Source organism: Streptomyces sp. NPDC047525 (assembly GCF_040643025.1).
Classification (GTDB): domain Bacteria; phylum Actinomycetota; class Actinomycetes; order Streptomycetales; family Streptomycetaceae; genus Streptomyces; species Streptomyces durmitorensis.
The window spans coordinates 52,875-75,302 of the sequence record NZ_JBEYTL010000023.1 but is presented as its reverse complement, the minus strand read 5'-3'; the positions used below and the strand labels follow the sequence as shown (position 1 = coordinate 75,302).

The following is a 22,428-nucleotide window of genomic DNA, read 5'->3' as shown; positions in this document are numbered from 1 at the left end:
GTCACTTACCCCTCTCGCCCAGGGCCAGGTCGACGAGTTCTTCCAGGTTCATGTCCGCCAGTTCGTCCCCGGCGGGGTCCGCGTCCGCCTCCTGCGCGGGGGCGTCCGCCTGGGGTGAGCCGGCGCACGCCAGGACCAGCTCCAAGACGCCCGCGGTGCGCAGCCTGTCGATCGGGATGGTCCGCAGCACTTCCCGGATCTCCGCGTCCTCGGCCGGACTCGGGTCCGGTGTCGAACGGAGCCGGACAAGGAGGTGTGCCCCTAGCTCGCGAGGTGTCGGATAGCTGAAGGCGAGGGTGGGCGGCAGGCGCAGTCCGGTCTGGAAGGACAGTCGGTTGCTCAGTTCGACGGCGGTCAGCGAGTCGAACCCGATACGGGAGAACGCCCGGTCGGAGTCGACGGCCGCGCTGGAGCGGTGTCCGAGCACAAGGGCGGTCTGGTCGCGGATCCAGTCCAGCACCGCTGCCTCCGCCTCCTCCTCCGGCAGGGAGGCCAGTCCGGCGGGCAGGCCCAAGGAGCCGCCGCCGCTGGTCGGGCCCGCCCCGTTCCGATGTGGACGACCGCTGTCGACGAGGTCGCGCAGGAGGAGCGGCGGCATGTCACCCGTGCGCCGCAGCGCGGAGAGGTCCAGCCGGGCCGGGATGAGCACGGGCTTGTCGAGCGCGTACGCCGAGTCGAACGAGGCCAGCCCTTCGGGTGTGGGCATCGCGGCGATGCCCAGCCTGCGGATGCGAGCGAGGTGCACCTCGTCCAAGTCCTCGGTCATGCCGCTGCGCTGCTCCCACCAGCCCCAGCAGAGCGATGTGCCGACCAGGCCGGAGGCTCTGCGCTGTGCCGCCAGGCCGTCCAGGAACCCGTTCGCCGCGGCGTAGTTCGCCTGGCCTCCGGTGCCGAGCGTGCCGGCCAGCGCGGAGAACAGGATGAACGCCGACAGGTTGTGCTCCCTGGTCAGCTCGTGCAGGTTGACCGCACCGCCGACCTTGGTGCGCAGCACGCTGTCGAGACTGTCCGCGGTCAGCGACTCGACCGTGCCGTCCGCCAGTCCGCCCGCCGCATGCACGATCGCTGTCAGCGGGTTCTCCCGCGGCATGTCCGCGAGCATGTCCGCCACGGCGGCACGGTCCGCGACGTCGCAGGCCACGACCTTGACGACCGCGCCTTCCGCCTCCAGGTCCGAGACCAGCTCGGAAGCTCCGTCGGCGGCCATTCCCCTGCGGCTCGCCAGCACCAGACTCCGCACACCGTGTTCGGCGACGAGGTGCCGCGCCACCAGCGCGCCCACTCCCCCGGTCCCGCCCGTGAGCAGCACGGTCCCACCGCCCATGCCCCCGCCCACCTCGAGGACCAGCTTTCCGACGTGGCGGCCCTGGCTCATCTCGCGGAACGCCTGACGTGCGTCGCGGATGTTCCGGACCGAGACCGGGTTCAGCCGCACCCGTCCGTCGGCGAACAGCTCCATGACGGCGCGGAACATCTCGTGGAGCGCGTCCGGGCCCGCCTCGTAGAGGTCGAAGGCCTGGTAGTCGACACCGGGGTGATCGACCGCGACCTGACGGGGATCGCGGATGTCCGTCTTCCCCATCTCGATGAAGCGCCCGCCCTCGGGGAGCAGCCTCAGCGAGGCGTCGACGTACTCGTGCGCGAGGGAGTTGAGGACGACATCCACACCGCGACCGCCCGAGGAGTCCAGGAACTTGTCCGCGAACTCCAGATCCCGCGACGATGCCATGTGCGCGTCATCCAGTCCCAGACCGCGCAGGACAGGCCACTTGGCCGGGCTCGCGGTCGCGTAGACCTCGGCACCGACCTGCTTCGCCAGCTGAACGGCGGCCATCCCCACCCCGCTCGCGGCGGCATGGATGAGAATCCGCTGGCCCTTCTCGAGCCTCATCACCTGGCAGAGCGCGTAGTGGGCGGTGAGGAAAGCGCACGGCACGGACGCGGCCTCTGCGTAGTTCCACCCGTCGGGGACGGGCAGGAGCATGCGGTGATCCGCAAGGGCCACGCTGCCGAAGGCTCCGGGGAAGATGCCGGTCACCCGGTCGCCCGGTGCGAAGCCGGTGACGTCGTCCGCGACCGCCAGCACGGTTCCGGCGCCTTCGCTGCCGATCCCGGCGTCGAAGGCCGTTCCGTCCACCAGCCCCAGGGCGATCGTGACGTCCCGGAAATTGATGCCCGCGGCTAGCACGGCGATGCGGACCTGACCACTCGTCAGCGGTGCCTCCGTCTCGGGGCAGGGGACCCAGGTCAGGTTCTCCAGCGTCCCCGGGCTCGGGAGGCCCAGCCGGTGAGGGCCCCCCGTCGACGGTTCGATGCGGTTGTTCGCGCGTGGGACCTGCGTCATGCGGGGGACGAGGAACGTGCCATCGCGCAGGGCCAGTTGGTCCTCATCGAGGGCGAGCGCGTCGCGGAGGCGTGCCCAGGATGCCTCCTCGTCGTCGATGTCCACCAGTCGGAACCTGCCGGGGTGCTCCGTCTGGGCCGACCGGATCAGGCCCCACACGGACGCGCCGGGAAGGCTTTCGACGCTCTCCCGTCCACCGGTGTCGAGGGCCAGGCGGGTGAGCACGACCAGCGTGGATCCGGCGAGCGGTTCCGCGGCGAGGAACCGCTGGACCGTGCTGAGCACGTGCGCGTCCGTGCCGCCGACCGCGGCGTACAGACCAGCGTCGGTGGCGACGAAGTCGTCGAGGCAGAGGACGAGGTGCCGGGGTGCCTCCCCCTCCAGGACATCGTCCATGGACGCGTAGCACGGGGCGCTCTCGCCACCCGTCCCGGAGAGTCGGGAGGCCAGGCCGTCCTTCGTGCCGAGAGCACCCCAGGGAGCGCGATGGGGCTCCGGCGCACTCTGCTGGACCGGTCGCCACTCCACTTCGAACAGCGACTGCTGGTGCCCGCCGTGCACCGATCGCAGATGCTCCACATTCGCCGGCCCGAACGTCAGTGCTCCGATGTGAGCGACCATGCGGCCGCGCTCATCGGCGGCTGCCACCGATACGACAGCGTCACCGGCCGGGGTGATGCGGACCCGCACGGTCGAACCGCATTCCCCGACCCGCTGCACCCCGGACCACGACGAGAAGGGCAGCGCCCCCTGGCTGTCCCCGATCTCGATGACACCGCCGACCACCACCGCGTGCAGCACGGAGTCGATCAGTGCCGGATGCAGGGCGAACCCGCCTTCGGCCAGGACGTCGGCGGTTGTCGGCAGCGTGGCCGTCGCGAAGAGTTCGTCATCGCGCCGCCATACCTCCCGCAGCCCGCGGAAGGCCGGTCCGTAGTCGAAGCCCGCGTCCGCGAAGGAGTGGTACAGGCCTCCGATGTCGAGCTGCTTCGCCCCGGCCGGTGGCCACACGGCGAGAGTTCGCGCGTCCTCCGCCCCCGCGGCCGTCGGCCCAGTGCCCGGTGCCAGACTCCCTGTCGCGTGACGGGACCAGCCATCGGCCGCCCGCTCGTCTCCGCCGGGACGTGCGTACACGTCCAGGCAGCGGCGTCCCGTCTCGTCCGCCGCACCGACGACGACCCGCACCCGCACGTCGCCCGAGCCGCGAAGGATCAGTGGAGCGTCCAAGGAGAGCTCCTCGACGGCTGCGCACCCGACGAAGTCACCTACCGACAGCGCCAGATCGAGGTAGACCGCCGTCGGCACGGCGACCGTGCCGAACACCGTGTGATCGGCCAGCCAGCTGTGGGTCCGCAGGGACCACAGCCCTGTGAACACCAGTTCATCGGTGCCGGGGCGGTCCACCACGGCCCCTAGCAACGGGTGCCCCGGAGTCGAAAGCCCGGCGGAGGACACCTCCGCGGTACCGGACCCGGCAAGGAAGTCCATCCAGTAACGCTGACGTTGGAACGCGTACGTCGGGAGATCCACCCGCCGGCGCGCCCCGAACAGGGCGTCCCAGTCCACGGCCCCGCCCCTGACGTACAGCTGGGCCAACGAGCCGACCAACGCCTCTATCGCCCCGCGGTCCCCCCGCGACGACGACAGGACCACCGCGTCGTCCACGCCCACCCCGGCGAATGCCTCCTGGGTGATGCTCGCGAGCGTCGATCCCGGCCCTACTTCGAGGAAGACGTGCGCACCGGCTGCACGGGCGCACTCCACCGCGGTGAAGAAGCGCACAGGTTGGCGGACGTGATTCACCCAGTGCGCGACGGACGTCAGCTCTTCGGGCGTGGCCTCACGGCCCAGCCTGCTCGAGACGACCGGGATCGCCATCTCACCCGTGCACAGCTCGCCGATCGATTCCGCGAACTCGTCCAGGATCGGGTCCATGAGCGGAGAGTGGAACGCGTGGTCGACCTCAAGCAGCTTCGCCGACGTACCCCCGGCGACAAGCCGTTCCCTGAGCTCGACAACGTCGTCACGAAGGCCCGAAACCACCACCGACTCCGGGCCGTTGACCGCGGCGAGACCGACGCGCTCGTACGAGCCGAGCAGAGCGCTCACCTCACCCTCTGAGGCGCGCACGGCCAGCATGGCGCCCCGCTCGCCGACCGCCTGCATCAGCCGCCCGCGAGCGGACACGAGCCTGGTCGCGCCGTCCAGGTCGAGCACGCCGGACACGTGGGCGGCGGCGATCTCACCGACCGAGTGACCGATCAGCCGGTCCGGCTGCCCGCAGTACCCCGTCACGAGCCGGTACATGCCGACCTGCAGCGCGAACAACGCCGGCTGCGCGATGTCGGTTCGCCCACGTTCCACGGGGTCATCGGCCAGGAGCAGGGGCTTCAGGGCAAAGGGGAGATACGCGTCGAAGCGTTCGCAGACCTCGTCCAGGGTCTGCGCGAAGACGGGGAAGCAGTCGTACAACTGCCGCGCCACGCCGCCCCACCGCGCTCCCTGCCCCGGGAACAGGAAGACCGAACCGCCGAGCTCCCCCGCGACACCGCGCACCACACCGGCGGACTCCGCGCCGTCGCGCAACGACGCCAAGCCGCTCAGCAGATCGTCCCGATCGCGTCCCAGCACCACCGCGCGATGCTCGAACCGCGCCCGGCTCGACGCCAACGACCAACCCACATCGGCGAGGTCCAGATCCGCGTCAGTGGCGGCGAAGTCGCGCAGCTTATCCGCCTGCGCCCGCAGCGCCTCCTCCGACCGCGCCGACACGATCCAGGGCAGCAGCCCGCCGCCGGGCACCTGATCGGCTTCGTCGGGCACCGGCTCCTCCACCGGCGCCTCCTCCAGGATCAGGTGCGCGTTGGTGCCGCTGATGCCGAAGGCGGACACGCCGGCGCGCCGGGGCCGTCCCGTTGCACGGGTCCACTTCCTGGCCCCGGTCAGCAGCTCCACCGCCCCGGACGACCAGTCCACAAGCCCCGACGGGCGATCCACATGCAGCGTTCTGGGGAGCAGGCCGTGGCGCATCGCCATGACCATCTTGATGATGCCGCCCACGCCCGCCGCAGCCTGGGTGTGACCGATGTTCGACTTCAGCGACCCCAGCCACAACGTGCTGCCAGGATCCCGGTCCTGCCCATAGGCGGCCAACACCGCCTGCGCCTCAACCGGATCACCCAGCCGCGTACCCGTCCCATGCGCCTCCACCACATCCACCTCACCGGCCGACACCCCGGCATCAGCCAGAGCCGACCGGATCACCCGCTGCTGCGCCGGACCGCTCGGCGCCGTCAGCCCGTTGGACGCCCCGTCCTGATTGATCGCCGAACCCCGGATCACCGCCCAGACCCGACGACCACGACGCCGCGCCTCCGACAACCGCTCCAGCACCAGCACACCCGCACCCTCAGAAAAACCCGTCCCATCAGCCGCCTCCGCAAACGCCTTGCACCGGCCATCACCCGACAACCCCCGCTGACGCGACATCTCCCGGAACACCTGCGTCGTCCCCATGACGGTGACCCCGCCGGCCAGGGCCAGCCCGCACTCGCCGGCACGGAGGGACCGCACCGCCTGGTGGACAGCGACAAGCGACGACGAGCAGGCGGTATCGACCGACACCGCCGGCCCCTCCAGCCCCAGCGCATACGCCACCCGGCCCGAGGCCACGCTCAGCAGGGAACCGATCTGCCCGTAGCCCGAGATGGCCTCGGGGGTGTTGAAGTAGTTCCCGTACCCGAAGTACGTCAGGCCGGCGAATACGCCGGTGTCGCTGCCTCGCAGGGTGTGCGGGTCGATGCCGGCACGTTCCACGGACTCCCACGAGGTCTCCAGCAGCAACCTCTGCTGCGGGTCGGCGGCCAACGCCTCGCGTGGGCTGATCCCGAAGAACTGGGCGTCGAAGTCACCCGCGTCGTACAGGAACCCTCCCGAGCGCGTATAGCAGGTTCCCGGCCGGTCCGGATCCGGGTCGTACAACCCCTCCAGGTCCCAGTGGCGGTCCTCCGGGAAGTCCGACACCACGTCCCGGCCCTCGGCCACCAGCTCCCACAGCGCCTCCGGGGACGCCGCCCTGCCGGGGAAACGGCAGGCGACACCCACGACCGCGATGGGCTCGGCGGCGGCCTCCTTGAGCTGCTGCAGGCGCTGACGTGTTTCGATCAGCTCGATCGACGTCCGCCTGAGGTAGTCGAGAACATCGGCATTGTCGTCGTTCGTCATCGCTCTCCCTGGCCGAGCTCCTTGTCCAGCAGCGAGAGAAGCTCTCCAGCTGATGCCGAACTGATCCGGTCGGCGATGTCGGCCGACGATTCCTCACCCGCCATCGAACCGACCCGCACCCGCAGCTCACCGAGCAGAGTGGACAGGTTGGCCTTGTCCTCGTCCGCGAGGTCGCAGAACGCGTCCTCCAGTCGAGCGCCCAGTTCTTCGATCTCCTTGGCCAGGAGTTCAGCCGGAGAGCCTGGGCCGCCACCGGGGCCGGGACGGATATCCGCGTTCAGGAACTGTGCGAGGGCGCTCGGATTCGGATGGTCGTACACGAGCGTGGAGGGCAGTTTCAGGCCGGTCGCCGCCGCCAGCTTGTTCCGCAGCTCCAGCGCCATGAGCGAATCGACCCCGAGTTCCTTGAACGCCCCGGCGGGACCGATCCGCCCGGTGTCGGCCTGCCCGAGGACGATCGCGGTCTGCGTCCGCACGACATCGAGCAGCACGGCCTCCGCGTCGGCCTGCGGCAGGGACCTGATCCGCTGCACGAATCCGGCTTCGGTGACCTCTCGGCTCCCCGGGCCACCAGGACCGGGAGACGTCGGGATCAGTCTGCGCAGCAGCGGTGAACCCGCACCACCGGCGTACGGCTCACCGAGCGCGGCGAGGTCCAGCCGAGCCGGGACCAGCACCGGCTCGTCCCGCGAGATCGCCGCATCCCAGAGCGCGAGCCCTTCGTGCGAGGCCATCGGCCGCACACCCTGTCGCCGCAGGCGCACGATGTCCACCTCATCGAGGTCGGCGCTCAGCTCACTGCGTTGCGCCCAGAAACCCCAGCACAACGAGGCGGCGGCCAGCCCCTCGGCGCGGCGGGCCTCCGCGAGCCCGTTGAGGAACGCGTTGGCGGCCGCGTAACTGGCCTGCCCCGCTGTCCCGAGCACGCTCGCGATCGAGGAGAACAGCACGAACGCGGACAGGTCCAGGTGTCTGGTCAGCTCGTGCAGGTGCCAGGCGCCACGCACCTTCGGCGCCAGCACAGCGTCCAGGCGCTCCTCGGTCTGTGCCTCGACGCTCCCGTCGTCCAGTGCGGCCGCGCAGTGGATCACCGCCGTCAAAGGGTGATCGTTCCGCACGGCGGCGATCAGGCCGGCGACGGACTCACGGCTCGTGACGTCGCAGGCGACGATCTCAACGTGCGCCCCCGCCTCGGTCAGTTCCTCCCGCAGCGCTGCCGCCGCGGGTGCCGCCGGTCCTCGCCTGCTGGCCAGCACCAGCCGGTCCGTCCCGTGCCGGTCCACGAGGTGCCGGGCCAGCATCGCCCCCAGGCCGCTGGTGCCTCCCGTGATCAGCACGGTCCCGGAGCCGAGGCCGGGAACGTGCTCCGCCCGGCCGACAGGTCCGGGGGCGGGCGCCAGTTGCGGGGTGGTCATGGCGCCGGTGCGGATTCTGAGCTGGGGTTCTCCCGTTGCGGCCGCCGCCGGGACGCAGGCCCACGAAGCCACGTGGTCGTCCGTGTCCACGAGCACGAACCGGTCCGGGTTCTCGGTCTGCGCGGTGCGCACGAATCCCCAGATCGCGGCCGCTGCGGGGTCGGTGCGGAGAACCTGCCCGTCGGGTACCGCTTCCCGCGTCACGATGACCAGCCGTGAGTCGGAGAACCGGTCCTCGGCGAGCCAGTCCTGCGTCCACCGCAGCACCCGGTGGAGGTTCCGCTCGACAACGGCGGGGGTGTCGTCGCCCCCGCCCGCCTGGTCCATACAGGCGATGACGACGGGAGGTATCGCCCGACGGGAAGCAGCGAGCTCCCTCAGGTCGGCGAAGACCGCTCCGCCTCGGCCGAGGGATGCGGTGACCTCCGTGGGTTCTCCCACCACCGCGTACCGGCCTGCGCCTGCCCCGGACGGGACCGGGTGCGGGGCCCACTCCACCCGGAACAGCGAGTCCTGACGGTCGAAGCCGAGCTCGGTCAGCTTCCCTGCGTCCGCGGGCCGCAGGACCAGCGCGTCGACGCCGCCGACCGGTGCTCCGTGCTGATCCGCGATGGCGACGGACAGCGCGTTCTCCCCCGCGGGCGCGAGCCGGATACGCAGCGCGGTCCCCCTCGCGGAGCTGAGGCGGATTCCTCTGCAGCGGAACGGCAGCCAGACATCGGGCCGGGAGTTGTCGACGAACTGCCCCAGGCCCACCGGGAGCAACGCAGCCTGGAGCAGCGCCGGATGGACCCGGAACCGCCCCCGGTTCACGCCGTCGGGTGCGGGCAGCTCCACCTCGGCGAACAGGGTGTCGTCGCGGCGCCACACCTCTTTCAGACCGCGGAACAGAGGCCCATGACTGAACCCGAGGGCAGCCAGCCTGGATTGCTCGTCTTCGAAGGGCACGGCGACCGCGCCTGCGGGAGGCCACGCGACGAGGCTCTCCTCCGTCGGGGATCCTCCGGTGCCGGACCCGGCGATCCCGACGGCGTGCCGCGCCCACTCGGTTTCGTCCTCGCCCCGTGAGTGCACGCTGATCGCACCCTTGCCATCAACCCTGACACGCAGCTCGCGATGGGCCGTCCGGGAGAGCACCAGTGGGGTTTCCAAGGTGAGTTCGTCGACGATGTCGTGCCCCGCACGGTCCGCCGCCCACATCGCCATCTCCGCCAGCACCGTTGCCGGTACCAGGACGGCGCCGTGGACCACGTGGTCGGCGAGCCACGGGTGGCGCTCCAGCGACAGGCGACCGCAGCCCACCACTCCACCGCGCTCCTCCTCGTCCGGCAGATCGATGACGGCATCGAGCAGCGGGTGGTCCGACGCGCTCGCCGCGCCGGTGGTTTCGTCGATCGGGTTCAGCCAGTAGCGCTGCCGCTGGAAGGCATATGTGGGCAAGTCGACCCACCGGCCTTCCCGGCCCGGGAACGCGGCCTCCCAGGACACCGCGGCGCCCGCCACAAAGGCCTCGGCCGCCGACCGGTACAGGCGCGCGAGGCCGCCTTCGCCACGGCGCAGCGAGCTCACCGCGAATCCGGCGCCACCGGGGGCGGCGTCGAACATCTCCTGGATGGTCGGCGTGAGCAGGGGGTGCGGGCTGATCTCGACGACCGCGCTGTTGCGCTCCTGTTCAACGAGGTTCCTCATGGCGGCTTCGAACCGAACCGGTCGTCGCAGGTTGCGGAACCAGTAGGCGGCGTCCAGCTCCGCGGAGTCGATCGGTCCACCAGTCACGGTCGAGCAGATCTCCACTGCCGAGGGGAGGGGTGTGATCGGGCCCAGGTCGTCCTGGAGCCGGTCTTCGAACTGGTCCATCAACGGCGAGTGCCCGGGAACGCTCGACTTGATCACCTGCGCGCGAGCGCCCTCGGATTCGCAGGCCGCGACGAGCTCCTCGACTGCCGAGGTCTCCCCCGAGACCGTCGTCGAGTTCGGTCCGTTGACCGCGGCGATCACGACCCGGGGCTCCCACGGCCCGAGCAGCTCCCGCACCCGGTGTTCGGGCAGCAGAATCCCGGCCATGCTTCCTTGCCCGGCGACCGTGGCCAGCAGCTGGGAGCGCAGGGCCACGATCTTGGCCGCGTCCTCCAGCGTCAGGGCGCCCGCTGTGCAGGCCGCGGCGATCTCACCCTGGGAGTGGCCGATCACCGCATCCGGTACGACCCCGAGCGAGCGCCACACCTCCGCCAGCGACACCATCACCGCGAACAGCACCGGCTGGACGACGTCGATCCGTTCCAGATCCGCGGCCTCCGGCCCGCCGCGCACGGTGTCGATCAACGACCAGGACACCCACGGCTCCAGTGCCTCCGCGCACGCGCGCATCCGCGTGGCGAACACCGGCGAAGACTCCCACAGCTCCCGCCCCATTCCGTCCCACTGTCCCCCCTGGCCCGGGAACACGAACACCGTCCTGGCCACCGGCTGCGCGACTCCGGACACCACGGCGGCGGGACTGCCCCCGTCGCTCCCGTCGCTCCCGACCGCGGTGTCCAGGCCGGCGAGCAGCTCGTCCCGGCCCGCACCGATCACCACCTGACGGTGCTCGAACAGCGACCGCGTCGTCACCAGCGAATACCCCACACCCGCGATCGGCAGATCCGCTTCCGCGGCCACCAAGTCGCGCAGCCGCAGCGCCTGATCCCGCACGGCCTCCGCCGACCGCGCCGACAGCACCCACGGCACCGCCCGGGAGCCACTGGTGGACAACTGACTGGCCGCGGAACCCGCGGCCACACAAGCCGGGGCGTCCTCCCGGGGGTTCTCCTCAGGTGCCTGCTCCAGGATCAGGTGCGCGTTGGTGCCGCTGATGCCGAAGGAGGAGATCCCGGCGCGGCGCGGGCGTCCGGCCTCCGGCCAGGTCTGCGCCTCCGTCAGCAGCTCGACCGCGCCGGACGACCAGTCCACGTGCGGCGAGGGGCGATCCACATGCAGCGTTCTGGGGAGCAGGCCGTGGCGCATCGCCATGACCATCTTGATGATGCCGCCCACGCCCGCCGCAGCCTGGGTGTGACCGATGTTCGACTTCAGCGACCCCAGCCACAACGGGCTGCCAGGATCCCGGTCCTGCCCATAGGCGGCCAACACCGCCTGCGCCTCAACCGGATCACCCAGCCGCGTACCCGTCCCATGCGCCTCCACCACATCCACCTCACCGGCCGACACCCCGGCATCAGCCAGAGCCGACCGGATCACCCGCTGCTGCGCCGGACCGCTCGGCGCCGTCAGCCCATTGGACGCCCCGTCCTGATTGATCGCCGAACCCCGGATCACCGCCCAGACCCGACGACCACGACGCCGCGCCTCCGACAACCGCTCCAGCACCAGCACACCCGCACCCTCAGAAAAACCCGTCCCATCAGCCGCCTCCGCAAACGCCTTGCACCGGCCATCACCCGACAACCCCCGCTGACGGGCGATCTCCACCAGCAGGCCCGGTGTCGACAGCGTCGAGGCCCCGCCGGCCAGGGCCAGCCCGCACTCGCCGGCACGGAGGGACCGCACCGCCTGGTGGACAGCGACAAGCGACGACGAGCAGGCGGTATCGACCGACACCGCCGGCCCCTCCAGCCCCAGCGCATACGCCACCCGGCCCGAAGCCACGCTGGTATACGTTCCTGTGACCGCGAGACCCTCCAGTTCGCCGACCGCCCCGCTGCCCATCCGCGGGCCGTAGTCGACGGCGTAGATCCCGGTGAACACCCCGGTCGCCGACCCGCGCAACCCCGCCGGGGGGATACCCGCCCGCTCCAGCGCTTCCCACGACGTCTCCAGCAGCAACCGCTGCTGCGGATCCATCGCCAAGGCCTCACGCGGGCTGATCCCGAAGAACTCCGCGTCGAACTCGGCGAGATCGGGCAGGAAGCCGCCCGAGCGTGTGTATGTCTTCCCGTGCGCCGCGGGGTCCGGGTCGTACAACGCCCCCACATCCCACCCGCGGTCGTGCGGAAGGTCACTCATCGCGTCAATCCCGTCCGACACGACACCCCACAGCCCCTCGGGGGACGTCACCGCGCCAGGGAAGCGACACCCCATGCCCACGATGGCGACGGGCTCGCGAGCGGACTCCTCCAGCTCGCGCACCCGCTCGCGCAGGGCTTGCGCATCGCTGACGGCGCGCCGCAGGTAGGACCGGAGCTTGTCGATGTCCTCCACCAGGGGCCTCCCCGAACGGTCGCTTGGGACGAACAGGTGGTGCTAGACGAACAGGTGGTGCTACACGTATCCGCGGTCGATCAGTTCGTACAGTTCGTCGTCGCTGCGGCTGTCCGGACTCGTCTCCTCCGCTGCTTCCGGGGCATCGGGCGCCTCCGGCGCGAGGAGGGCGAAGATGCGGTGACCGAGCGACTGCGGAGTGGGGTAGGTGAACACGACGGTGGCCGGGAGCCGCACGCCGACCGCCTGGGCGAGCCGGGTGCGGAGTCGCAGAGCCATTGATGAGTCGACACCCAGGTCCTTGAAGGTCTCGGTCGACCTTCTCGCGAAATCGGGGCCCGTCAGCTCCGTGTGCTGCTTGCCCAGCACCGCCGCGGTTTCGGAGCACACAAGCTTGAGGACCGAGAGTTCCGAATCCAATGCCGCCGACCTGGCGCCGACGACGGCGGGCCGGTGTACCCCTGGTCCGGCAGGCTGCGTGGTGGAGCCCGTGTTCATGGTGTCGGTCTCGTCGGGTGCCGTCAGCCAGTAGCGCTGCCGCTGGAACGCGTAAGTGGGCAGGTCCAGGCGCCGCCCCCCGGTCAGCGCCTCGGCCCAGTCCACCGGCACGCCGTGCACGAACGCTTCGGCCAGCCCGGCCAGCACTGCCTCGGATGCCGGGCGGCCCGGGCGCAGCATCGGGGCGAACACCGTGCCGTCCGGGTCGTCCAGCGCGGCGGCGCCCATCCCCGACAGCGTCTCGTCCGGGCCGATCTCAACGAACACCGACACCCCCTGAGCGGCCAGCGTGGCCACGGCATCCGCATACCGCACCGCGCCGCGCGCCTGCCGCACCCAGTACTCGGGGCCCGGCACGGACACCAACTGCCCGGTCAGCGCCTCCGCCCAGACCGCCTGCGGAGCGGCATGCCGCAGCTTCGCCGCCACCTGCCCGAGCTCGTCCAGCACCGGTTCCATCCGGTGGGAGTGGAACCCGTGGGAGACCCGCAGCTCGCGGGTCCGCCGACCCTGGTCCTTGAACCGGGCTGCCAACCGCGCCACCGGCTCCGCGTCGCCGGAGATGACTACCGAGGACGGGCCGTTCACCGCCGCCACCGACACCCCCGCCACGCCCTCCGAGGCGGCGGTAATCTCCGTCTCGGTGGCCTGCACCGCGATCATCGCCCCGCCTGTGGGCAGCGCCTGCATCAGCCGGCCCCGCGCCGCCACCAGCGCGCACGCGTCCTCCAGCGACAGCACCCCGGCGGCATGTGCGGCGGCGATCTCCCCCACCGAGTGCCCGGCCACCGCGTCGGGCGTGATCCCCGCCTCGGCGAGCAGCGCCACCAAGCCCACCTCCACCGCGAACAGGCCCGCCTGCGCGAACACCGTCTGATCGGCCCGCCGGTCCTCACCTTCGCCGAGCACCACCTCGGCGACCGGCAGCCCGAGATCCGCCTCGAGCAGGTCGCACGCCTGGTCGAACGCCGCCGCGAACGCGGGGCTCACCGCGTGCAGATCCCGTCCCATCCCCGGACGCTGGGCCCCCTGCCCTGCGAACACGAACCCGACCCTTCCCGGGCCCCCGACAGGCACCGTCCCCGTCACCACGTTCGGGCCCGGCTCACCCGCCACCAGACCCGCCAGACCCGCCGCCAACTCCTCCTGCTCCGCACCCAGCACCACCGCCCGGTGCTCGAACAACGACCGCGTCGACACCAGCGAGTACCCCACATCGACCACCGACAGCGACGCGTCCGCCCCCACGAGATCCCGCAACCGCGCCGCTTGTCCCCGCAACGCCGACTCCGAGCGCGCCGACAACACCCACGGCAGCGCTCCGGAAACGCACGCGGACGTGGTGCCCGCACCTGCACCACGCGGTCCCGTCCGCTCCTCAACTTCCTGTTCAAGAATGATGTGCGCGTTCGTGCCGCCCATCCCGAATGCCGACACCCCCGCCCGCCGCGGCCGGCCCGGTGCGCTCGGCCAGGACCGCGTGGCTGCGAGAACTTCGAAGTTCTCCTGGAAGTGTGGGATGGCGGGGTTCGGAGACCGGAAATTCAGACTCGGAACCAGACGAGCGCGGTCCACGCAGAGCGCTGTCTTCACGAAGCCGACAATTCCCGCGGCCGGCTCCAGGTGCCCGACATTCGTCTTCACGGAACCGATCGCCAGGGGGCGGCTCCGGCCGGTTTCACGGAACACCTCGCGCAAGCCGGATATCTCAGCCGGGTCGCCGAGCCGCGTACCGGTGCCGTGCGCCTCTACGTAGTCGATGCTGTCGAACAGAAAGGCCGCGCGTTCGAGAGCGGACAGCACAGTTGCCGCCTGCGCACCGGGGCTTGGATCCGGGATCCGGGAGGACGCGCCACCGCTGCCGACACCCCAGCCGCGCACCACCGCGTAGATGTGATCACCGTCGACGACGGCGGAGTCGCGCCGTTTCAGCACGACGAACGCACCGCCCTCTCCCCGGACGAAACCGCTGGCGCGCTCGTCGAAGGAGAAGCAGCGTCCGTCGGGCGACAAGACGCCCAGATTCGCCAGGCCGAGTCCCGCTGCCGGATCGACGATGAGGTGCACGCCGCCCACGAGCGCCATGTCGACCGCGCCGCTCCGTATCCGTTCGCACGCCAGAGCCAACGACACGAGTGAGGAGGACTGACCCGAATCCGTGCAGAAACTCATGCCCCGGACGTCGAACATGCTGGAGATCCGGTTCGCGATCAACGCATCGCTCGAACCCAGAGCGGCGTACTGGTCGTCCCGGTCGCTACCGGACAACCTGCGCAGCACGTCGTACCCGGAAGACGCGGCGCCGACCAGAACATCGATCTCGCGGCCGGCGAGCGCGACCGCCGGAACGCGGGCGTCTTCGACGGCTTCCCAAGCGAGTTCCAACCCCAGTCGCTGCACAGGGTCCATGGCCGACGCCTCGGCGTGATCCGTTCCGAAGAAATGCGCGTCGAATCCGTCGATGGAGTCGAAGAACGAGCCCGAGGTCACCGCAGCGGCGTCCGGGTGAGAAGCCAGTTTCGAGATATCCGCCCGATGCCCGGGAAACCTGCCGACAGTCGGCTTCCCGTCGACCAGCAGGCGCCAGAACTCGCCCAGGCCGTCCACCCCGGGGAATCGGCACGACATCCCGATGACGGCGATGTCGGTGGCTGCGCCACTCATGCGAACCTCTTCCCATTTTCTCGGCATGCGGCTCCTGCGGTTCGCACTGCTGTCACCGCCGCCAGGTCAACAACCCCCGCACATAGGGGAAGCGGAACACCGGGCGGGGTGGTCGGTGGGCGGTGGCCGGACGAACCACGGCCAAGTGACGGTGCTGGGGCCGGATGTCATGGCGTCTGTCATTGCCGTCCGGGCCGGCGGGCGCATCCTCTCCCGGACCGGAAAGCGTCTCCCGATCCACTTCTACCCGCACCGCACTGGTGGACTCCAGTACTCGCCGGCCGGGCGGGGGTCGAAAGGGGATTGAAAGCAGACCTGCGAGTGGGCATACAACTCTCCGCTTGAGGTACCCGGGCAGGAACAAAAAAGGCGACCTTTCGGGCACCGGCTGTCCCGCCGACAGGACATTGATACAGGCGCCTGCATTCTTTGGCTGTTCTCCGGACGCTTCGTCGCGGCCGTGGATTTCGATCGCGACTCCGCGATCGAAGCCGCAACGCATAATTCGCTCGACGCTGTTCGCTGACATCCCGTCGGGCTGGACCGTCCAAGGGTCACAATGACACGCGGCGGGCGGCGGGCCCAGGTGACGCGGATCGGCTCACACCCTCTCTCCTCCTGGTCGGACAACGGTGGGCCGGACGAGTTCGGGACCGATGTCGGCGAGCCCGCGGAGGCCGGCGAGCGCCATGGCGTCGGTCAGTTCACCGAGCAGGATGTTCAGCACGTCCGTCACCCCCTGACCCGCATCGACGGCGAGGCCGTGCAGGATCGGACGGCCCAGAAGCACCGCGTCAGCGCCGAGCGCGAGCGCGGCGAGCACGTCCCGGCCACGGCGCACGCCCCCATCGAGCAGGACAGGAACGTCCCCGGCCACGGCCGCCACGATCTCCGGCAGGACATCGAGGGTCGCGGGAGTACCGTCGAGTTGCCGCCCGCCATGGTTGGACACGATGAGGCCGTCCGCCCCGGCCCCGACCGCGCGCACCGCGTCGGTTCCGGTGAGGATCCCCTTGAGCAGGATCGGCAATCCGCTGACCGAGCGCAGCCAGTCCACTACCGACCAGTCGAGGCCCTGAGCGAACTGGGCCCTGGCGTGCATGGCCGGCTCCGTGAAGTCGTGCCCGTCGAGGTTGGCCGGGACGATTCCCGCCGGGAGCCGGAAGCCGTTGCGAAGGTCCCGCAGCCTCCGGCCGAGATGGGGTGCGTCGACGGTGAGAACGAGCGCCTCGAAGCCCGCGGCCTCTGCACGCTCGATGAGGCGCCGCGTCATCGAACGATCACGCAGACAGTAGACCTGGAGCCAGAGCTCGCTGCCGCCGGCGGCAGCGAGCTCCTCGAATTCGCGCCCAGCGAAGGTGCTGATCACTACCGGCACGCGAGCCGCCGCCGCTGTCCCGCGGACGGTGGCGAGCTCGCCCATCGAGTGGGCCAGTGTCTGGTAGGCCATCGGCGCGACTGCCACCGGCGCGTCCCAGCGGCGGCCGAGAATCGTGGTCGCCGTCTCGGGACGGTCGGCGCCGCGCAGGACCAGCGGCCGCAGCCACAGACGGTCGAACGCCTCGACATTGGCCGCAAGCGTCCGCTCTTCGCCGGCGCCACCCTCCAGGAAGTCCCAGACCTCGGGGTCGAGTCGGGACCTGGCCGCCCGCGCGAAATCGCCGAGCGTCAGTCTCATCGCCTGTCCTCCATGGCGCTCATCGCGGGCGGGAGTCGCACCAGATCGAACATCTCAGTCCAGGCCGGTCACGTTGCTCGCCTGCTGGCGCTCCACGGCCTCATAGAGCGCGTGGATATTGTTGCTGCCGAACGTGCGGGCGCCCCGGCGGTCGATCAGTTCGTAGAAGAGGGTGCCCCTCTGGTGCCGCGACTCGGTGAAGATCTGAAGCATGACGCCTTCGTGGTCGCGATCGGCAAGGACATTGAGCTCGCGCAGCGCCTCCGCCGGGACACCGATCGGGCCGAGCCGGGGCGTCAGCATCTCGTAATAGCTCTGCGGTGTGGTGAGGAAACGCACGCCCCGCTCGGTGCTCTTGGGGACGGCGGTCAGAATGTCCTCGGTCAGAAACGCGATGTGCTGGATCCCGGCGCCTTCGTGAGCGGCGATGAACCTGTCTATCTGCCCCGGGGAACAGGTGACGTCCGGCTCGATGATGGTAAGGGTCAGCCGTCCGGACTTGCTCTGGACGACCTTCGAGTCCATGGCCTGGGGTCCGACGACGATCCGCTCCTCGAAAGTCTGATGCAGGCCGAAGATCTCCTCGTAGCGCTGCACGGTCTCATCCAGTGTCCCTGCGGGCACGCACACCGCGAGGTGATCGATCCGCGTGAACAGTCCCTCGGCGGAGTGGTCGCAGCCGGTCTCCTCGATCAGCGGGGCGAATGGGCCGCCGGACCGGGCGCGGGAGACGAAGCGGTGCTCCACGTCGCCGAACCCGATCACCGAGGCAAAGGCGACTCGGGCTCCTTCGGGGCCGAAGGTTTCAGGCGGGGCGACGGGGGTGGCCCCGCGCTCGAGGGCCTCGGCAAACGCGGCCTGCGCATCGTGGACGCGCAAGGCGATCACACCGACGCCTTGGCCGTGCCGACCGACGTACTCGGCAGCACGGTGCTCGGGGCTGGTGGGGGAGGTCACCAGCAGGGTGATATCGCGCTGACGCAACAACACCGACTCGCATCCGCGCATACCCGTGTGAACTCCACCGCGCCCCGCGACGGCGAAGCCGAAAAGGTCGCGTAGACCGTTGGCCGCCTCCTCGGCGTCCTCGACGAAGAACTCGATGTGATCGATCGACTGGATCTCCACCTGTCACCTCCAACGTGCGCAATTGACCGAACTCAGCGGCGGTGGTGTGCCGCAACGGCCTCGGACTCGATGAAATCGGCCAGTCGGCCAAGCCCCTCTTCCACCTCGGCGTGCGTCACATAGCTGGTCGACAGCCGGATGGCGTGATCACCTCCGCCCTGCGGGTGGAAGTAGGACATCGGCGTCCAGATGACCCCGAAGTCCTCTGCGGAGCGGACCAGCGCGTCATTGTCGGCGCGGAAGGCCACCTGCAGGGTCAGGAAGAAGCCCCCACTGGGCATGTTCCAGCTCACCCCGAGCCGCTCCCGCCGCTCGGCGGGGAACTCGCGTTCCAGGCCCCGCAGGACGGACCGCATGGTGTCCCCGTAGTGTGCGGCCGCCTCCACGTTCAGCTCAGAGACACGGCCACGGGACGCGAGCAGGGCACCGGCCACGACTGCCTGGCTCAGTGCGGAGGTATTCACGGTGAGCATGCTTTTGATCTTGGCCAACTCGTCGGCCAGCAGCTCGACGGCGCCGTCCGCCCGCAACACCGACTGGTCCGCCAGAACGTAGCCCACCCGTGCGCCGGGGAAGAGGGACTTGGCGTACGAGCCCAGATGAATCACCCGTCGGCCCCGGTCGAGCGACTTCAGCGTAGGCACCTGTGCGCCGGGGCTGACCAACCGGTAAGGGCTGTCCTCAAGGATGAGTACGTCGAGCCGCTCGGCCAGTTCCAGTAGTTCATGCCGGCTCTTCAGCGGCATGGTGACGCCGGACGGGTTGGAATGGTCGGGGACCACGTACACAGCACGGGGCCTGCGCCCCCGCATGCGTTCGGCCAGAATCGCGGCTTCCAGGTCGGCGCACGACAGCCCGGTCTCCCGTTCCTCGATGGCGACCACCTCGGCGTCGACGAGCCGCGCGGCGCCGGTGATCCCCACGTAGCAGGGGCTGGAGACCAGCAGCACGTCGTCGGGACCGGACATAAGGGCGCGCAGCACCAGGAACATCGCCTCCTGGCATCCCACCGTGACCACGATCGACTCCGCCGGAACATCGATCCCCTCGTCCACGCGGAGCGAGTCGGCGATCAGCTCACGTATCAGCCCGCTGGACGGCCCGTACTGGAACACCGAACTGCGCACCTCGGCCGGTGAGCGCCCCTGAGCAGTCAGGTGGTCCAGATAACGCCGCAGATAGGCGAAGATCTGCTCGGTGTCGAAGAATCCCTCGTACGGTCTTCCCGGGGCGAAGGAGATGGCCTCGGGATAGTTCAGGGTGACTTCGTTGAGGAAGTTCATCGTGTCCATCACCGGATCCGCGACGCCGGCGTGCAGATCCTCCATACGCAGCACCATTCCGCCGCCCACCTCGGGCTCCCGGTCGCAAGCGCATCCGATGTCTTCCGTCATGCCGTGCGTCTCGCTCATCACGATCGCCTTCCCAAGCATCCGGCCTCGGCGGGCACGGGCAGCCTCCTCCGAGCCCTCAACTTCGTGCACGGCGCGTGCGATGCTCGGCCGTGATCCGTTCCAGTTCCGGCACGAGCGCGCTGGGAGCGGGCTGGGCGAGCGTCTCCTGCTGAAGCTGCTCGGCAGCCACACGGAACGCATCGTCCTCCAGCAGCTGCGTCAGACACTCCCTGATCCGCGCTCCGGTGACGTCGCCCGGCGCGATCGACAACCCCACCCCGGTCTGCCGCAGGACGTTCCGCTTGGCAGGTGCGTCGACGGAGTACTCAAGGAGGACCTGTGGAATGCCGTGCAGCAGTGCGCCGTTGAAGCTTCCCGACCCACCGTGGTGGATCATGGCGGTGCAGGTGGGCAGGATGAGGTCCAGCGGGACGAAGTCCACGATCCGGGTGTTCTCCGGAACACGCTCGAGCTGTTCCCTTATTTCGCCCGGCATCGTGAGGACCAGCTCGATGTCGAGATCGGCCAGCGAGTCCAGGCTCTCCTGTAGCTGCTCGGGCGTCATGCCCGGTGGCCCGGCCCAGCGCAGCGCCAAGCGGCCGAACGTCATCAGGACGCGAGGCACCCGGGGGGCTTCATGGAGCCAGGGCTGTACGACGGACCGGTCGTTGTAGGGCACATGGCGCATGGACAGCGTCCGCTCGTGGGGCTCCAGACGACAGCGCTCCGGCAGGACGTTGATCGCGAACTGGCCGCCTGTCAGCTCCTCCGTGAACTCACGCCCGTACTTCCCCGCCCACTCCGCATACCACTCGCGCAGCATGTCCGGATACTGGCCCGGCGGCTGCCGCTCCAGCGCGTCCAGGAAGTCGTGTCGCAGCCGCAGGCTCACATCGAGCCAGAACAGCAGCCGTCCGTGCGCTGCCCCGACGGCATCCGCGGCCACCGCACCGGCGTAGGCCAGCACATCGCACAGCACGAGGTCGGGCTGCCAGGAGCGGCAGCACGCCACGAGGTCCTCGACCATCTCATCGTTCAGGACCCAGCTCATCGGGACCACGATTTTGTCGAGGATGAAGGTGACGTTCTCCCAGGAGAGCGTGTCCCGGTCCTCGTTCCCGACCTTGTACAAGGTGTCGGTTCCGAAGTCCGGGGTGATCCCCTCCCCCGGATCAATGTCTTGCCGGAGAGTGCGGAGGCGTGATTCCAGAGTCTCCTCCGGGCCGACGGAGACCGCGGTCAGCCCGGCTTCGTTGATGGTGTCGAGGAATGCCGGCTCGCCGGCCACCCGCACCTCGTGACCCGCCGACCGCAGCGCCCAGGCAAGCGGCACCATCGGCTGGAGATGCGAGGTGAATGGCATGGTCACGAACAGAACTCGCAAGCGATTCGCCCCCTGTACAGGCTGCGTTCAAGGCTTCAAGAGGACGCCGTCCAACGGCTCCAGCCGTCCCGGTGCCTCATCGGTCACATCATCCCGAGCGAAGCTCGCCCGTGATCCGTTCCAGTTCCGGCACCAGCGCGCCGGGGGTGGGGTGGGCCAGCGTCTCCTGCTGAAGCTGCTCGGCAGCCACACGGAACGCATCGTCCTCCAGCAGCTGCGTCAGACACTCCCTGATCCGCGCTCCGGTGACGTCGTTCGGTGCGATCCACAGCCCCGCCCCGGTCCGCATCAGCGCGAGGCACTTGCCGATCGAGTCGGCGGAGTAGCCGATGACCAACTGCGGGATGCCGTGCAGCAGTGCGCCGTTGAAGCTTCCCGACCCACCGTGGTGGATCATGGCGGTGCAGGTGGGCAGGATGAGGTCCAGCGGGACGAAGTCCACGATCCGGGTGTTCTCCGGAACACGCTCGAGCTGTTCCCTTACTTCGCCCGGCATCGTGAGGACCACCTCGATGTCGAGATCGGCCAGCGAGTCCAGGCTCTGCTGCACCTCCTCGAGCTTGATGTCCGGCAGGTCGTCGAATTGCCGCGCCGAGATGCCGAACGTCATCAGTACGCGAGGCGCGCGGGGCGCCTCATGGAGCCAGGCCGACGCGATGGAACGGTCGTTGTAGGGCACATAGCGCATGGACAGCGTCCGCTCGTGGGGCTCCAGACGACAGCGCTCCGGCAGGACGTTGATCGCGAACTGGCCGCTTATCAGCTCCTCCGTGAACTCACGCCCGTACTTCCCCGCCCACTCCGCATACCACTCGCGCAGCATGTCCGGACGCCGGCCCGGCGGCTGCCGCTCCAGCGCGTCCAGGAAGTCGTGTCGCAGCCGCAGGCTCACATCGAACCAGAACAACAGCCGTCCGTGCGCTGCCCCGACGGCATCCGCGGCCACCGCGCCGGCGTGGGCCAGCACATCGCACAGCACGAGGTCGGGCTGCCAGGAGCGGCAGCACGCCACGAGGTCCTCGACAATCTCATCGTTCACCACCCACGTATGCGGAACCAGGTGGTTGTCGAGGAGCCAGTTGATCGCTTCCCAGGGAAGACCCTCCCGGTTCCCGAGCTCGTACAACGACACGGGTGAGAAGGGCGGGACGGGCGGGGCGGACGCCTCCTGGACGTCGCCCCCGCCCCCGCCCCCTCCCCGGAGAGTGCGGAGGCGTGATTCCAGAGTCTCCTCCGGGCCGACGGAGACCGCGGTCAGCCCGGCGCCCGTGATGGTGTCGAGGACCGCCGGCTCGCCGGCCATCCGCACCTCGTGGCCCGCCGACCGCAGCGCCCAGGCAAGCGGCACCATCGGTTGGATATGTGAGGTGAACGGCGCTGTCACAAACAGAACTCGCAAGCGATTCGTCCCTTCTCGGTCAGAAGATTCCCCGGAACCGGGCCGCCTTCTCTGCCGGGCCGTGGGACGTTCCAGCAACGATCCGCCCCGGTTGCCCCTGGCT

General features: G+C 69.9%; 8 protein-coding genes. All 8 read right to left on the bottom strand.

Annotation, left to right across the window (positions count from 1 at the left end):
• Position 1 precedes the first annotated feature (1 nt).
• Positions 2-6,568, bottom strand: coding sequence for a type I polyketide synthase (locus tag ABZ833_RS40565; protein ID WP_361058124.1), 6,567 nt, complete (start codon positions 6,566-6,568; stop codon positions 2-4).
• Positions 6,565-12,180 (bottom strand): SDR family NAD(P)-dependent oxidoreductase, encoded by a 5,616-nt coding sequence (locus ABZ833_RS40560; protein ID WP_361058122.1) that lies wholly within the window; start codon positions 12,178-12,180, stop codon positions 6,565-6,567. Before ABZ833_RS40560 ends, ABZ833_RS40565 begins: the two co-directional genes overlap by 4 nt.
• Before the next feature lie 60 nt (positions 12,181-12,240).
• Complete coding sequence (locus ABZ833_RS40555) at positions 12,241-15,342, bottom strand: beta-ketoacyl synthase N-terminal-like domain-containing protein (protein ID WP_361058120.1); 3,102 nt, start codon at positions 15,340-15,342, stop codon at positions 12,241-12,243.
• Between the two features lie 601 nt (positions 15,343-15,943).
• Positions 15,944-17,020: an alpha-hydroxy acid oxidase gene (locus ABZ833_RS40550; RefSeq protein ID WP_361058118.1), complete on the bottom strand. Its 1,077-nt coding sequence runs from the start codon at positions 17,018-17,020 to the stop codon at positions 15,944-15,946.
• A gap of 54 nt (positions 17,021-17,074) precedes the next feature.
• Positions 17,075-18,148 carry a 4-hydroxyphenylpyruvate dioxygenase gene (gene hppD / locus ABZ833_RS40545; RefSeq protein WP_361058116.1) on the bottom strand — a complete coding sequence of 358 codons (1,074 nt, stop codon included), beginning with the start codon at positions 18,146-18,148 and terminating at the stop codon, positions 17,075-17,077.
• A gap of 32 nt (positions 18,149-18,180) precedes the next feature.
• Entirely contained in the window at positions 18,181-19,560 is a 1,380-nt protein-coding gene (locus ABZ833_RS40540; protein WP_361058114.1) for a PLP-dependent aminotransferase family protein, read from the bottom strand.
• Between the two features lie 58 nt (positions 19,561-19,618).
• The gene (locus ABZ833_RS40535) at positions 19,619-20,926 is read right to left on the bottom strand and encodes an activator-dependent family glycosyltransferase (RefSeq protein ID WP_361058112.1); all 1,308 of its coding nucleotides are present in this window, start codon (positions 20,924-20,926) and stop codon (positions 19,619-19,621) included.
• Between the two features lie 88 nt (positions 20,927-21,014).
• Positions 21,015-22,277 carry a nucleotide disphospho-sugar-binding domain-containing protein gene (locus ABZ833_RS40530; protein WP_361058110.1) on the bottom strand — a complete coding sequence of 421 codons (1,263 nt, stop codon included), beginning with the start codon at positions 22,275-22,277 and terminating at the stop codon, positions 21,015-21,017.
• Positions 22,278-22,428: the final 151 nt, after the last annotated feature.

Excerpts from the sequence above, each read along its gene's own strand:
- ABZ833_RS40565 (WP_361058124.1), bottom strand. The coding sequence starts at position 6,568 with ATGACGAACGACGACAATGCCGATGTTCTCGACTACCTCAGGCGGACG.
- ABZ833_RS40555 (WP_361058120.1), bottom strand. The coding sequence starts at position 15,342 with ATGAGTGGCGCAGCCACCGACATCGCCGTCATCGGGATGTCGTGCCGA.
- ABZ833_RS40550 (WP_361058118.1), bottom strand. The coding sequence starts at position 17,020 with ATGAGACTGACGCTCGGCGATTTCGCGCGGGCGGCCAGGTCCCGACTC.
- ABZ833_RS40540 (WP_361058114.1), bottom strand. The coding sequence starts at position 19,560 with ATGAGCGAGACGCACGGCATGACGGAAGACATCGGATGCGCTTGCGAC.
- ABZ833_RS40530 (WP_361058110.1), bottom strand. The coding sequence starts at position 22,277 with ATGGTGCCGCTTGCCTGGGCGCTGCGGTCGGCGGGCCACGAGGTGCGG.